The following is a 13,420-nucleotide window of genomic DNA, read 5'->3' as shown; positions in this document are numbered from 1 at the left end:
AGTTACATCTGCCAAGTTGATTTACGTTTTTCTGAGTGATCGAGCGGCTCATTAATGCAAGCGTGTGAAATAGCCCAAAATGCATCGGCGTGGCCAGTTAATTCGCTGCGTTCGGCTTTGAAAGTCATGCTGTTGCCGCTGTTGGTGGTTGCTCGCTTGATGGCCATGAATGCCATGGCAATGTCTTTGTGTTCAGCATCAAACTGAATGCGGTTGGCTTCGACCACATCTATCATCTTCATCACCAATCGGTTCTTACTTTCGTTGCTGTATTGAATGGCCACGGTTTCTCGTGGGTGTTTTTTACTGAGCAAGTCATACACGCCCGCGCCAATGCCTGTGGTATCGATGCCCAAATAGCTCACGTTATAACGGTCAAACACTTTAGATACTTGCTGTGCCTGGTACTGAAAGTTCAGCCCTCGCCAATAGTGCTTTTCAAGAACTCTGAATTTTTCAATGGCGACAATAGGCGGGGCGACGACGACTAAACAGGCGTTGTCTCGGGTTCGGCTTGGGTCGTAACCTAACCAAACTTCACGGCGATCGAAGGGGTCTTTGTCATTGGGCTTGAAGTCTTGCCACTGGCTAATGTCCACCATGGCTTTTTCGAGGGCTGAGAACTTGAAGACGGAGCTGGCGCCATCAACGAAAATACACATAAACAGGTTATCGAAATCGTCTTTGCTGTATTCGTCGCGTAGCTCATCAATATCAAAAAGCTCACAGCCTCCTGCAGCGGCATCTTCTATGGTGACAACATAACGCCATTGCTTATCCGGGCAGAGTCGCCCACCGTCTCGATAGTCGTCAAAGGTAGGGAATTCGATGTTGGTGCGACTATCACGGCCTCTACGCCATTGGTCACCGGTCCAAAAGGTGTAAGCCTGGTGCGTTTTTGCTGAAGGGGTGGAGAAGTAGGTTTTGCGCCAGTTCTTATGCGTCGCCATGGCTGACGCGAGTTTGTTCAGCTCATCGAATTTCGGGATCCAGAAATACTCATCCACATAAACATGGCCATGATAACTTTGTGCGGTTTTGGAGTTGGTCGAGAGAAAGCGCAGCTCAGCGCCGTTAGAGAGAATGATTGGGTTACCGGTTAACTCAACGCCTAAGAATTCTTCACCAATCGCAATGATGTAGCTTCTGAACACTTCCGCCTGGGCGCGAGACGCAGACAAGAATATTTGGTTGTCGCCGGTCAAAATCGCATCTTCTAACGCTTCACCACTGAAATAGTAGGTCGCACCAATCTGTCGAGATTTAAGAATATTACGCGTGCGTTGGTGCAGGTTGTTACGCATCGTGTGCTGATATTCAAAGAGTGATTCATGCCAGGTCGCGAAGTTCTCTTTGGTGAGTTCAGCAATATTGTTCTTCTTTTTGCTCTTCTTCTTTTTCTGCTTGTCGTCGCTCTTAGTTGAACGCGCCTTTTTACTGTGAGTATTCGGTGCAGGTTGTGTTTCATTCGTGGCGTGTTTCTCAGCCACTGGCTGAGTTTGAGCGTGGTGTTTTTTGAGTTGAACGTGGTGCTTGATGAGCCTATCAAGCATATCGAGCTGGCCTTTGGTGGGGTTTTCCAACTCAAGCAGGGTTTCAATTCTGCGCGCTATCGATTCATCTATCGTTTGCTCGCGCAGCATGTCACGCCATCCGTATTTGTCAGCCCAGTGATAAAGAATTCGGGTGCTGTTCAAACCTAATTCGGAAGCGATTTCTTTGGGTGTCCAAGCCTTTAAATACAGGGCTCGGGCTGCATGTCGTGTTTCGGAAGTATATGCCATGAGCCCATCATAAGCTCTGTTAACCTCCTAAATTGCATAGCAAAGTTCGGATGGATTCCGATATCGCTCCTATCCGAATTGGTCGGAATTGAAGTGGCTGAAAGGGTCGATTCAAAGGCGTATTGTGAAACCTCAAAACACGAACTGACCAATGAAAATTAGGTAAACACTCAAATGGCAAAAATCAGTGATTGGAAAATTGTAGCAACAGAAGGGCCAACGGTTGATGGTCGTAAGATCACCCGAGAATGGCTCACGCAGATTGCCGACAATTATGCCCCGAGTGAATACACCGCATTGATTTGGCCAGAGCATAAACGCTTTGCAGGTTACGGCAGTAACTGGGGCAAAGTACTTGAAGTCAAAGCCGAAGAAGTGGACGGCAAAATGCGCTTGTTTGCCAAGCTTGAACCTAACCAATACTTACTTGAAGCCAATAAGCTTGGGCAGAAGCTGTTTACCTCCATCGAACCCAATCCAGATTATAAAGGGCAAGGAAAGTGCTACCTCATGGGATTAGCCGTGACCGATTCCCCGGCGTCATCTGGTGTTTCCTTACTTCAGTTTTCACGACAAGAAGGCCACACCACAGAGCTCAGTTGCAGCCAATTGGAAGTCATTAATCTTGATGAATGTTATTCCAAAACCGAACGTTTCTTTGCCCTGTGTAATGCCTTTTTCAATTCTGGTGATGAACAGCCAGAGCCACAACCGGATCCTGAACCAGAGGAAGAAGAAGTGACCGAAGAACAACTCAAAGCTGCCCTGAAAGAGCAGTTCGGCATCATGAAAGGTGAGCTAAAAGATGAACTCAAACAAGAGTTCAATCAGCAAGCGCAAACACCGAACGATCCGCAAGCGAAACCTGAAGGTGAAGCAAAAACGTTCTCTTTAGAGCAATTCTCTAGTGAATTGGAGAAGCAGCTTGCCCCAATGACTGAGCAAGTCCAAAAACTTGAAACCCAGTTCGCAGAGCTTAAGCAAGAAGTCCCAGGTCAAAAGCCAGGTGAAGAAGGCAATGGCGGCGAATCAACTGTGGAGGTCGTGTAAATGCTTAATGCCGTATCGACTCAATTTTTAAATGAATATTGCCAAGCTGTTGCAGTAGCGGGCGGCGTGGCGGATGCGTCAAAGCAATTCAATATCACGCCGGTGATGGAAACCAAGCTTCGCCAAGCCATTGTTGAATCGGACGCGTTCTTAAACCGTATCTCCAATATCTCGGTTGACCAAATTAAAGGCCAAGTGATTGATGTCGGTGACGCCGGTCTACTGACCGGTCGTGTCAAAGATGGGCGTTTCATGGGCGCTCTTGACCAAAGCGGCAACACCTATGAGCTAACCGAAACCGATTCAGGCGCACATATTAACTGGATCACCATGACCATCTGGGCGAATTCGGGCGGTAAAGGTCAGTGGATGAAGCTGATGAATAACGCCATTACACGTAATTTTGCTCTAGATAAATTGCGTATTGGTTTCCACGGGACGTCGATTGCGAGTGAAAGCACCGATCCTAAAGTGAACCCAATGGGCGAAGACGTCAATAAAGGTTGGCTGCAACTTGCCAAAGAAAAGGCGCCGGCTCAAGTCCTTCCTGATGCCAAGCTCGACTCCACAGGTAAAACAGCGGGCGCGTATAAAAACCTCGACTCGCTCGTGAACGATTTAATCAACACCACGATTCACGAAGTGCATCAAGACGATCCGGATTTGGTTGTGCTGATTGGTCGCAACTTAGTCGCTGCAGAGCAGCATCGCTTGTTGGAATCGGCGGAAGTACCGACGGAGCATAAAGCGGCGCAAAGTTTGGCGAAGACGGTGGCAGGCAAAACGGTCTATACCCCGCCATTTTTCCCGCCGGACATGATTTGGGTAACGAACTTAACCAACCTGCAAATCCTGACTCAAAAAGGGACGCAGTGGCGTAAGTCTCGTAATGAAGAAGACCGTAAGCGCTTCGAAACCTCATACCTACGCATGGAAGGTTATGCGGTGGGCAACTATCACAAGTTTGCCGCGATTGAAGAAGTCACGGTTGTTGAGTCTGCTGCAGGTTAAGGGGAAGACATGGCCAGTCCATTAGCGAAGCTACGCCAAGAAGCCTTGGCGAAACAGAACAAGCCATCAACGCCTGACAAGTTGTGTGTGACGACTCCAAACAGTTTGCACCTGCTGCTGGCCGAACTCGACAGCGATTTGAAGGTATTAAAAACCTTCAATCGCAAAGATGAAAAAGCCAATCATAAGCGCGATGTGTTGGTGCCTAAATACCGCAGTGCGATTGAAACCTATTTGGCGGAAGGTGAGCAATTCGATAACCCGCTGTTTACTCAGATGGTGATTTGGCTCTTCGATATTGAAGACTTAGACACGGCCATTGAGTGGTGTGACATCGCTATCGAGCGTGGACTCGATACGCCGGAGCGCTTCAAGCGAGATTTCGCCACTTTCTGCGCTGATGAAGTGTTGGCCTGGTCCGAGCGAATGGCCGATAAAGGTCAATCCATTGAGCCGTACTTCTCTCAGGTATTAGAGAAAGTGACCCAGGTTTGGCGCATCAATGAAAAACCGACGGCCAAATGGTTGAAGTTCGCGGGCTTATATTTACTTCGTAATGAGCAAGGCAAGCCTCACGCGGCCTCGGTGGGGGATATCGACACACTCCAGAAAGCGCGCGCACGGCTTGAAGAGGCGCACGAGCAATACAGTGCGATTGGTGTGGGGACGATGATCGATAACATCGACCAACGCATCCGAGCGTTAGAGAGTGGCGACAACCTCTAACGGACAAAGACTACTATGCCACCGCGCCTCGACTGACGAGGAAGAGCAAGTGATTCATCACCCTGCTTATTCCGTCGACTCAGTGGCCAGAGGCGCACTTCATTATTTACGTTGAAAAACGAGGGGACGTGATGAGCTTTGGCGGGAAAGTAAACAGTGCAGCAAACACCACGATACACGGTGAAGGCTGGCCCGATTTATCGAACGATGAGTTTCGTCAACTGCGCCGCATTCCGCATACGTTTGATAATGAGTCTATTGCAGCAGCCATCACGATAGCGGCACTCAACATTCAAGAAAAACTGACGGACTTGTTAGTGGATGGCAGTACGCCAACTCTGAACCATGCCAAAACCACACTCTACAAACGAGCGGTGTATAGCCGAGCGCACTCAGAGCTGTTGCCAGAATTCGCGACCCAAGACCGACGTAAAGAAGGGGATAACGCAGCCATTGATGAACCACAACAGTCGGCACGTTTCCTCGCGCAGAGCAATAAAGATGTGTCGCAGTTATTAGGCCGCAGTGCCAATGGGATTGGTGTGATATGAGCGACACAGCTTACAAAAAAACTAAGCTTGAGCACTTAACGGATTACATCGTTAGTCACTTAAACAGCAATGTGCTCGATAACAAAATCGAAGCTTGGCAAGAAAGAGCCGCCATCGTGGTTGATGGTGAAGACCGTGGTAACGGTGGACACATTGCCGCGTATTGGCGCTATGAAGCGGTTATTTCCATCGAAGAGTTTCCACATCGCAAGCTTGACCCTCGTAACTTGTTTGCTTTAGTGGCTTGTTGGCTCTCGGATTGTGATACCGAGCGCGATATCAATGAGTTGGCTGATCCAGAAATTAGTGTCGATGTGATTAGCCATGAAGCGGCTGATGTGCTCATCGAAATTGAAATGATGGAGCCCATCGAAATGATCCCCGATGAGCAAGGTTTGATTACGTGGCGTGGGACGAAGTACCGAGTACAGGCAGTTCCAATTGATACCGCCGAAGAATACGAGTTAACCCATGAAAATTGAGTTAGTGGGCAAAGATGCCATCAATGCCAAGCAAGCACTGGAAGCATTAGTCCTCACCAAGCGCAAAAGATTTTGGTTGCTCAAAGATTTGGGGCGTTGGGAAAAAAGGATGACGCGCAGCCGCATTCGCAGGCAAAAAGACGTCGACAACCAAAAGTTTGAAAAGCGGAAAAGAGGCGAAGGCGCGGTGCTTACTTCCTTTGAAAATGGTATGGAGCCTTACGTTCTTCATGATGCCACCATGCTTGATTTGACATGGCGTCGTCAAAAAAAGGCGAAAAAAGCAACGGTGCACCAAGCGGGATTAACTCAAACTGTGTCGGCTCGTGAATACATCAAAGAGCAAAAACGACGACGTGGTGAGCCTGATTATGATGGGCCTTGTACGAAAGAGCAGGCCATAGCATTACGTCGATTGGGTTATCGAGTACGCCGTAAAGACGGTAAGGGTTGGAATAAACCGAGCGTTCGAAATTTAGAGAAGCGGCTTACTTTAGGGCAAGCGGGTCTGATCATTCGAATGATGAGAACGGGCAAACCCAAAGGCAAACAATCATGGAAGGTACACACGCCACAGCGACAAATGCTGGGGACGAAACCCCAAAAAGTAAAAGAGCGCTTCGTTAAAAATATCGAGAAAGCTCGCAAGAAAAAATAACTCTTTGAGTAAGGAACAGCCAATGGCAACCGGAAAGGTCGAGGTCAACAACCTCAATTTAGGGCAAGGCGGGATCCCAGAAATTGAACGCCACCTGCTGTATATCGGTCGCACCGATAAAACCGAACTGCAAGGTAAGGTCACCCGCATTAACAACATGACCAATCTTGATGATGTCGTGGCCGATGATGCGCTAGGCGTAAACGTTAAAGCGGCGCAGCTCAATGGCAAACAAAACTGGACGGGCGCCATCTTTGGTTTGGCAGCAGGTGCGACTTGGCAAGATGCGGTCGATATTGCGAACCGTAGCGATTCGTTCGAAGGCGTGTGCATTGTCGATGTGGTAAGCAGCAAAGCCGATTTTCAAGCGATGCAAAGTAAAGCGACTGAGCTTACCAGCAAGCTTGGTCGTTGGGTGTTCTTCTTAGCGGCGTGCCCTGGCATCGATAAGAGCAAACAAACCTGGGCTAAATACGAAACCAGTCTATTGACGTTGATCAATGGCGTATCGGCCAATATGGTCACGCCCGTTCCTATGCTCAATGGCAATAATATCGGAGTGTTGGGTGGTCGTTTATGTGATCGCGCGGTGACCGTGGCTGATAGCCCGATGCGAGTGGCCACGGGCAGTGTTTTGGGCCTTGGTGAGATGCCAATCGACAGTGCGGGCAAACCATTGGAAATGAGCACCATTTCAGCGTTAGCCAATGCGCGTTTTTCCTTACCGCAGTGGTACGCCGATATGGAAGGCGTGTTCTGGACCGACGCCACGACGCTTGAAGCCAAAGGTGGCGATTATCAATACCTTGAATACGTTCGCCCCGTTCACAAGTTGAACCGCCGCGTGCGTATTAAAGCCATTCGTCGCATTGCAGACCGAATTCTCAATTCTACGCCACCGAGTATCGAACTTAACCGTACTTACTTCAGCAAAGACATGCGCGATATGTCGAAGACCACGGAGATTGGCGGCATTCCGTTCCCTGGTGAAATCATGTCACCACGCGATGAAGACGTGTCAATTCAGTGGATGAGCAAAACCAAAGTCAACATTGGCTTAATGGTTCGTCCTCACAACTGCCCAAAACACATCGTGGTCAATATTGGTCTCGATCTCTCTAACCCAGCCGACACGGAGGCCTAATCCATGAGCATGCGTATTTCGGGTAAGAACATGCACTTTTCGATGGGTGACTACAAGCTTAAAGCGCAAAAGGTCAGCCTGTCTATTACGGACAATTCTGCGGTCAATAAAACCTCAGGGGTGCCGGATGGTTATGTCGATGGTGACGTCGAAGCCAGTGGGGAAATGGAGCTCACTACGCAACAGTTTAACCAGGTCAGCAAAGCTGCAAAACAAGCCGGCTCTTGGCGTGGTATGCCAGATTTTGACGCTCTGTTCTACGGCAAGATTGATAAAGATGAGCTCAAAATTGAAGCCTTTGGTTGTCGCATCAAAATCTCGGATTTAATCGACGCCGACACCAACGGGGGCAGTGCACTCGTACATAAGCTGCCGTTTGAAGTGACGAGCCCAGACTTTGTGAAAATCAACGGCGTGCCATACCTGCGCCCTGATGAAACCGAAGATTTGGTTCAGTAACGGCTACTTAAATCAGTAGGGATTGAAATGACGGATGTTATCGACCAAGCCAGTGGCTATGAAAGCCAATTCACGGAAGTGGCGCTTGCCAACCAACTGGCAAGGGCTAAGCAAGTTAACCCACGGGAGAGCGCACAGAAATGCGGCGAGTGTGGCGACCCCATTCCAGAAGCTCGCCGCCAACACATATCAGGGTGCCAATATTGCACTCAATGCCAAAGCGAATTGGAGACAATGAAACGATGAAACTAGGAGCGCTCTTCTTAGAGCATGTGATTAAGCCGGTGCTCGACCATTTAGACATGGTCACTGGCGGGCACGGCAAGCTGAATACGCAAGCCGCCATCAATCTGATTTTGATGATTGTGGCCCATGAATCCGGTGCGTTGACCTACGCCAAGCAGGTGCGAGGCCCAGCACTTGGGTTTACTCAGATGGAGCCTGCCACCTTTGCTTGGTTGATCGAATGGCTTGGTAAAACGCGGCCGCACCTATTGGATGCATTATCGATGTTTGCGCCAATCACTGCGGGTTCTCTCGATAAAAGTGATGCCGATTATATGGTGATTTCGCCTCAGTTTGCGGTCGCGACCGCGCGGCTTAATCTGATCCGCTTCCCAGAAGCACTGCCAGAGGCCGATGATCTGGAAGGGCTTGCGCGATACGCCAAAAAGTATTGGAACACTCACGCAGGTAAGGCTACTGAAGCGGATTACCTCAACGCATACAAATCCATGGTTGGAGAAGATTAATGAGCTTTTTAACTGGAATTATCGGCAAAACCTTACTCGAAGTTTTGAAAGGCCTGCTCTTTCAAATCGGTTGGAAAATCATTCTTGAACGCTTTGCGAGTCGTCTTGTGGTGTGGGGGCTTGAAGCGCTTCGTGACTTGAGTACCAACGACGTGATTCAAGAGACCGTGGACGATGTGATTGCCTCTCTTCAGGGCAAACGCTTGAAGGAAATCCCACAAAAGGAATAGCGATGGATCCAACTTGGCTATCGGCTCTGGTTGCCTTGGCTACCTTGTTGGTGCTGTTAACCGGAGCATTGATTGGCAAGCTGTTTTCTCTTTCGAAAGAGCTTGCTGATTATAAAACCCATGTAGCAGAAAGTTACGCCACCAAAGAAGAAGTGAAGGATGGTTTTGAGCGACTTGAGCGTCAACTTGAAACTGGACTTACCCGAATTTATGAATCACTAAAGCGAGAAGCAGCATGACAAAATCCATTGTTTTAACCGTTGGCACAACCGACCTTGAATTCAACCCAACACCGGCAGAATACGACGAAGCGCAAAATACCATCTTACAAGGTGATGCGAGCAGTGCAGCACATAATTTTTTGATGAGTAGCGTTAGTGAAGGTTCAAAGGACGCACTGCGTGAAATTACTCAGCAGAACCCTGGTGCAGCAACACAGATTTATGGCGCCGTTCTGAAAGAGTACGCACCGAAGCTGTCTATTTCCGTAAAAAAATAGATGCGCTTGTCGCGGCAGTAGACAACAGCGACAGGCAAAAAATGTACGCATGGCGGCGAAAGTGGCTCCCCAATGAGCCAGATACTGATCAGAACCTAGCTTATGCGATTTGGTTAGAGAAGAACCATTGGGACAACATGCAAGCCGTCACCACGAGCGGTGTAGCTAAAGCCTTTGGTGGGTAAAGCCTCTTTGTTAACAGGAAAAATCGATGTTACCGGAAGCCCTTAAATTTCAAGTTGGATTGATTGACCAGATCTCAAAACCTCTGGGCAATATTCAACGACAAATGTCGGATGTCACCAATACCTATAAGCAAGGTACTCAAACTATGGTGTCTGGTGCCGCTGGCATGGTCGGGGCTGGTTTTGCTTTGCAAAAGGCTTTGATGCCCGCCATTGAAATGGACAGAGCATTAGGCGAAGTAAAATCACTGGGTGTGGCGGATGAACAATTGCAGCAGCTCAGTGATACCGCGCTTTCATTTGCGGTGGATTATGGCAAGTCGGCCTCGGATTTTGTGGCCGCTTCTTATGATATCCAATCGGCTATTTCGGGTTTAGGTGGCAATGAGCTTTCTGAGTTTACTCGCGCGTCAGGGGTGCTGGCCGCTGCAACCAAAGCCGATACGTCAACCATTACCAACTATGTCGGCACCATGTACGGCATTTTCCAGAATTCAGCCAACCAGATGGGGAAGGCGGATTGGGTCAATATGTTGGGTGGTCAAACGGCCAAAGCGGTGCAGATGTTCAAAACCACGGGGGATGGCATGTCGTCGGCGTTCACCTCGGTCGGTGCGGCGGCAACCGCTGTGGGTGTCGGTATGACTGAACAAATGGCGGTTTTAGGTACCTTGCAGTCGACCATGAGTGGTAGCGAAGCGGGAACCAAATATCGCGCGTTCTTAGCGGGAGCCGCCAAAGCCCAAGCCGCTTTGAATATGCAGTTCACTAATGCGCAAGGTCAGATGTTGCCGATGGTCGATATCTTGAACCAAATTAAAGGGCGTTACGGTGACACCATTTCCGTGGCCGAATCGGCAGAGTTGAGTAAGGCGTTTGGCACGCAAGAAGCGTCGGCTATGATCCAGTTGCTGATGCAAAACACCGATGGGCTCGCCACGTCAATAAACGAGCTCGGTCAAGTCAAAGGGCTCGATGTTGCTGAGCAAATGGCGGGCGCCATGACCGACCAATGGGAGCGGTTAGAGCAAGGCGTATTTGCTATCAGTGCGGCTTTTGGCTCGGTGCTTCTGCCAGCCATCTTACCTGTCGTGGGTAGCATGGCAGACGGTGCCACTGAAATTATTCAATGGACGCAGATGTTCCCCAACCTCTCTAAATACATTGGCTTTGCGGCTGTCGCCATTTTAGGCGCAGTGGCGGTAGGCGGCGCGTTTACGCTCATGATGGGTATCAGCAAACAGGTCATGGCGACCTATATGCTCACCATGAAGATGTTTGCAGGGGTGAACGCCTTGCTCACCCAAGGCATGGGCGCTTTGCGCGTCGCCATGCTGGCCGCGAATATTGCCATTGCTGCCAACCCTATCATCTTGATTGTGGGCGCGGTGATAGCGGCCGTCGCGGCCGTGGGGGCTCTGATTTATTACTGGGATGATCTGAAAGCCTCGTTGGGGGATAACGCTGTGTTTCAGGCCATAGAGTATACCGCGAGTGCCATCATGCAGGCGGTATCGACCTTGTTTGATGCGTTTAAGCCTTTGCTGAATGTCGTTATTTGGCTCGGCAAGATGGTGGGCTCTGCGCTACTGACAGGGTTTCAGGTGTTATGGGAAACCGTGAAAGGGGTCTTTTCAGTGATTGGCGGAGTATTGTCTGGGGTACTTGATGTGGTCAGCGTCGTTGCAAAAGGCGTGGGCTGGGTGATGGCGGGTGTGGTTGGCTCGATGGGTTTACTCATTAATGGTTTTACCTTTGTGTTTAAAGCCATTGCCGCCGGTTGGCAATGGGTGATGAGCGGCTTTAGCGATATCAGCGGTTTTGCCTTCATTGAGCAAATGGTAGGGCGCTTAAAACAAGGCTTTGCTGATTTAATGTTGGGCTGGCAAACATTGATTGCTTCATTGAATGACACAACCTGGTTCCAAGTATTAGAAGGTGCCATCACCCTAATCACTCTGCCATTTCAAACGCTGTTTCAATTCCTGTCTGCAGGTTGGCAATGGGTAATGAGCGGCTTTAGCGATACCAGTGGCTTTGCCTTCATTGGCCAAATGGCCGACTCGATGAGAAATATCTTTGGCAGTGTGTTTAATTGGTTCACCGATAAATTAGCGAGCATTTGGGAAAGCCTAAAAGGGCTCGTCGATTGGCTACCAGGTTTCGGAAGTGATGATGACACCGCGCCTGTGAGTTCTAAGGCTGTGAAAAGCGCAACACCTTACGCACAAGTTCAACCAGGTGGCGCGGCCAAGAACATTGCCAGCTACCAAACCAGTTCAACCAATTACGGTGGCGTGGCGATTTATCCAACCTACATGAGCAGTCCACAGGACATGGCCAGTGAATTAGAAATGGCGGCAGGCTAATGGCGGAGTACCTCTATCAAGATATGCTCATTGAAAACGGCGATGTGGTGCTTGATGCCGGTCGTAACCCTGTATTGATCCAAGACCGAGCTGTGATAGCCCAGGACATTAAACACGCCATCATTGAAAGCAACGTTGCAATCCACTTAATTGCTGAACGCAGCCCCGCGAAAAAAGCCGACGCGCGCACACAACTGGAATTGTTAGTGGAAGAAGACGTTCGCTTGGTACCAGGGACGGTGCGCATCGAAGAAGTCAGTGATGGGCAACTTTATATTTTTGCAGAGACGGTGCGATTTGGCAGCGTAAGGACACAGGTACACGTTGACTGATATTCCTAAACCGAACTTCACGGAATTGGCGGAAAAGGCAGGGCTACCCCTTGAGGCCTCACAGTGGAAAACAACGCTCAAAGAAGAAGCCGTGAAGCAAGGCAGTACCATAGCTAATGACTCTCAGTACTCGCCATTTTGGCGCTTAATTGAAACCATGGTGATTGGCCCAACGGTATGGTTGGTGAACCGCTTTTTGGTGGGGTATGTACTGCCTAATATGTTTGTGGCCACGGCGAAAGACAAGTGGCTCGACTTGTGGGCGTGGCAATTCAATGTTAAGCGCAAGCCCGCCACGAAAGCGGTGGGGCAAGTGGTGATCTACCGAGCGGCGCAGCAAGGCCCCGCGATTGTGATCCCTAAGGGTACCGTTATACAAACCGACCCGATTAATGGCGCGGTTTATCGAGTGCTACTGAGTCAGGACACGACGTTACCAGACAATGACGCCTCAATCATCGGTCAGGTTCAAGCTGAGCACGAAGGCGCGGCCTTTAACTTAGGGGAAGGGTATTTTCATGTGTTAACCACGGCCATTCCGGGGATTAGTCGCGCGGTGAACTCTGCGGATTGGTTGGTCGCGGCAGGGGCTGATGAAGAAACCGACGACCAGCTGAGGGTGCGCATTCGCAATCAGTTCAGTGGCGTGGCGAAATGGCACATTGATGCGGCGTATCGGTCATTGCTGATGTTACGCGCTGGCATCAACAGTGAAAACATTTACTTCGAACATAACGCGCCGCGAGGCCCAGGCTCTGCGAACGCTTATATTTTGTTGGATTCTGGCGAGCCATCGCCACAAATGTTGGCCGATTTAAATACGCACATTAACCACGAAGGTAATCATGGCCATGGGGATGATCTCAAGGTGTATGCCATGCCAGGTAATACCATCACGGTGAGGTGTCGAGTGTGGGTGGCGCGCGTGTTGTCTGCTGAAGAAAGTGCGCAACTTGAAACGAACATGACGCTGTTTATTGGTTCAGCCTTTAGGCAAAACACCGATTATCAGGTCACCAAAACCAAGCCTTCTTTACGCTTTAGCTTTTCGAAGTTAGCACAAGAGCTGCACGGTGAGTTTCCGGTATTGGAATCGATTGAATTTGATAACTCAGACCTCACTAATGGCATGGAAGTGCCAAGAATGGGCGATTTGGAGATGCGCATTGAAACGGCCTAACTTCACAC

Annotated in this window: 18 protein-coding genes; 17 read left to right on the top strand and 1 reads right to left on the bottom strand. The window is 49.5% G+C overall.

The features are described 5' to 3' along the window. Positions 1 to 2: 2 nt before the first annotated feature. Positions 3 to 1,784 (bottom strand): terminase large subunit domain-containing protein, encoded by a 1,782-nt coding sequence (locus tag ACMAZD_RS11605; RefSeq protein WP_435247340.1) that lies wholly within the window; start codon positions 1,782 to 1,784, stop codon positions 3 to 5. Between the two features lie 174 nt (positions 1,785 to 1,958). Between ACMAZD_RS11605 and ACMAZD_RS11600 the strand changes: the two genes are divergently transcribed. From ACMAZD_RS11600 to ACMAZD_RS11520, 17 genes are all read left to right on the top strand, one after another. Further along, entirely contained in the window at positions 1,959 to 2,834 is an 876-nt protein-coding gene (locus tag ACMAZD_RS11600) for a GPO family capsid scaffolding protein (protein ID WP_435247339.1), read from the top strand. Continuing rightward, complete coding sequence (locus ACMAZD_RS11595; protein ID WP_372198680.1) at positions 2,835 to 3,845, top strand: phage major capsid protein, P2 family; 1,011 nt, start codon at positions 2,835 to 2,837, stop codon at positions 3,843 to 3,845. A gap of 9 nt (positions 3,846 to 3,854) precedes the next feature. Next, positions 3,855 to 4,571, top strand: a complete 717-nt coding sequence (gene gpM / locus ACMAZD_RS11590) for a phage terminase small subunit (protein ID WP_102286598.1) — start codon at positions 3,855 to 3,857, stop codon at positions 4,569 to 4,571. A gap of 131 nt (positions 4,572 to 4,702) precedes the next feature. Beyond that, positions 4,703 to 5,122 carry a head completion/stabilization protein gene (locus tag ACMAZD_RS11585; protein ID WP_102271091.1) on the top strand — a complete coding sequence of 140 codons (420 nt, stop codon included), beginning with the start codon at positions 4,703 to 4,705 and terminating at the stop codon, positions 5,120 to 5,122. Continuing rightward, entirely contained in the window at positions 5,119 to 5,604 is a 486-nt protein-coding gene (locus tag ACMAZD_RS11580; protein ID WP_102413711.1) for a phage tail protein, read from the top strand. The genes ACMAZD_RS11585 and ACMAZD_RS11580 overlap by 4 nt, the downstream gene beginning before the upstream one ends. After that, positions 5,594 to 6,262, top strand: coding sequence for a hypothetical protein (locus ACMAZD_RS11575; RefSeq protein ID WP_435247338.1), 669 nt, complete (start codon positions 5,594 to 5,596; stop codon positions 6,260 to 6,262). The genes ACMAZD_RS11580 and ACMAZD_RS11575 overlap by 11 nt, the downstream gene beginning before the upstream one ends. Before the next feature lie 22 nt (positions 6,263 to 6,284). Then, the gene (locus ACMAZD_RS11570) at positions 6,285 to 7,406 is read left to right on the top strand and encodes a DUF2586 domain-containing protein (protein WP_435247337.1); all 1,122 of its coding nucleotides are present in this window, start codon (positions 6,285 to 6,287) and stop codon (positions 7,404 to 7,406) included. Positions 7,407 to 7,409: 3 nt separating this feature from the next. Beyond that, positions 7,410 to 7,865: a phage protein gene (locus ACMAZD_RS11565; protein WP_435247336.1), complete on the top strand. Its 456-nt coding sequence runs from the start codon at positions 7,410 to 7,412 to the stop codon at positions 7,863 to 7,865. 27 nt (positions 7,866 to 7,892) lie between these two features. After that, positions 7,893 to 8,111 carry a TraR/DksA C4-type zinc finger protein gene (locus tag ACMAZD_RS11560; RefSeq protein ID WP_435247335.1) on the top strand — a complete coding sequence of 73 codons (219 nt, stop codon included), beginning with the start codon at positions 7,893 to 7,895 and terminating at the stop codon, positions 8,109 to 8,111. Continuing rightward, a complete protein-coding gene (locus tag ACMAZD_RS11555; RefSeq protein WP_435247334.1) occupies positions 8,060 to 8,617 on the top strand; it encodes a hypothetical protein in 558 nt (185 codons plus the stop codon). Before ACMAZD_RS11560 ends, ACMAZD_RS11555 begins: the two co-directional genes overlap by 52 nt. Next, positions 8,617 to 8,847 carry a hypothetical protein gene (locus ACMAZD_RS11550; protein WP_435247333.1) on the top strand — a complete coding sequence of 77 codons (231 nt, stop codon included), beginning with the start codon at positions 8,617 to 8,619 and terminating at the stop codon, positions 8,845 to 8,847. Before ACMAZD_RS11555 ends, ACMAZD_RS11550 begins: the two co-directional genes overlap by 1 nt. Before the next feature lie 2 nt (positions 8,848 to 8,849). Further along, a complete protein-coding gene (locus tag ACMAZD_RS11545; protein WP_102459308.1) occupies positions 8,850 to 9,086 on the top strand; it encodes a hypothetical protein in 237 nt (78 codons plus the stop codon). Continuing rightward, entirely contained in the window at positions 9,083 to 9,346 is a 264-nt protein-coding gene (locus ACMAZD_RS11540; RefSeq protein WP_102459309.1) for a putative phage tail assembly chaperone, read from the top strand. Before ACMAZD_RS11545 ends, ACMAZD_RS11540 begins: the two co-directional genes overlap by 4 nt. Positions 9,347 to 9,387: 41 nt before the next feature. Continuing rightward, a complete protein-coding gene (locus ACMAZD_RS11535) occupies positions 9,388 to 9,531 on the top strand; it encodes a DUF6890 family protein (protein WP_435247332.1) in 144 nt (47 codons plus the stop codon). Between the two features lie 26 nt (positions 9,532 to 9,557). After that, positions 9,558 to 11,900: a phage tail tape measure protein gene (locus ACMAZD_RS11530; RefSeq protein ID WP_435247331.1), complete on the top strand. Its 2,343-nt coding sequence runs from the start codon at positions 9,558 to 9,560 to the stop codon at positions 11,898 to 11,900. Next, complete coding sequence (locus ACMAZD_RS11525; protein WP_435247330.1) at positions 11,900 to 12,232, top strand: DUF2590 family protein; 333 nt, start codon at positions 11,900 to 11,902, stop codon at positions 12,230 to 12,232. Before ACMAZD_RS11530 ends, ACMAZD_RS11525 begins: the two co-directional genes overlap by 1 nt. Continuing rightward, positions 12,225 to 13,412 (top strand): baseplate J/gp47 family protein, encoded by a 1,188-nt coding sequence (locus ACMAZD_RS11520; RefSeq protein ID WP_435247329.1) that lies wholly within the window; start codon positions 12,225 to 12,227, stop codon positions 13,410 to 13,412. The genes ACMAZD_RS11525 and ACMAZD_RS11520 overlap by 8 nt, the downstream gene beginning before the upstream one ends. The last annotated feature ends 8 nt before the right edge of the window (positions 13,413 to 13,420 follow it).

This window comes from Vibrio sp. nBUS_14 (assembly GCF_051201655.1).
In the GTDB taxonomy this organism is placed as follows: domain Bacteria; phylum Pseudomonadota; class Gammaproteobacteria; order Enterobacterales; family Vibrionaceae; genus Vibrio.
The sequence above is the reverse complement of the archived record's forward strand: the minus strand, read 5'-3'. Positions and strand labels throughout refer to the sequence as shown.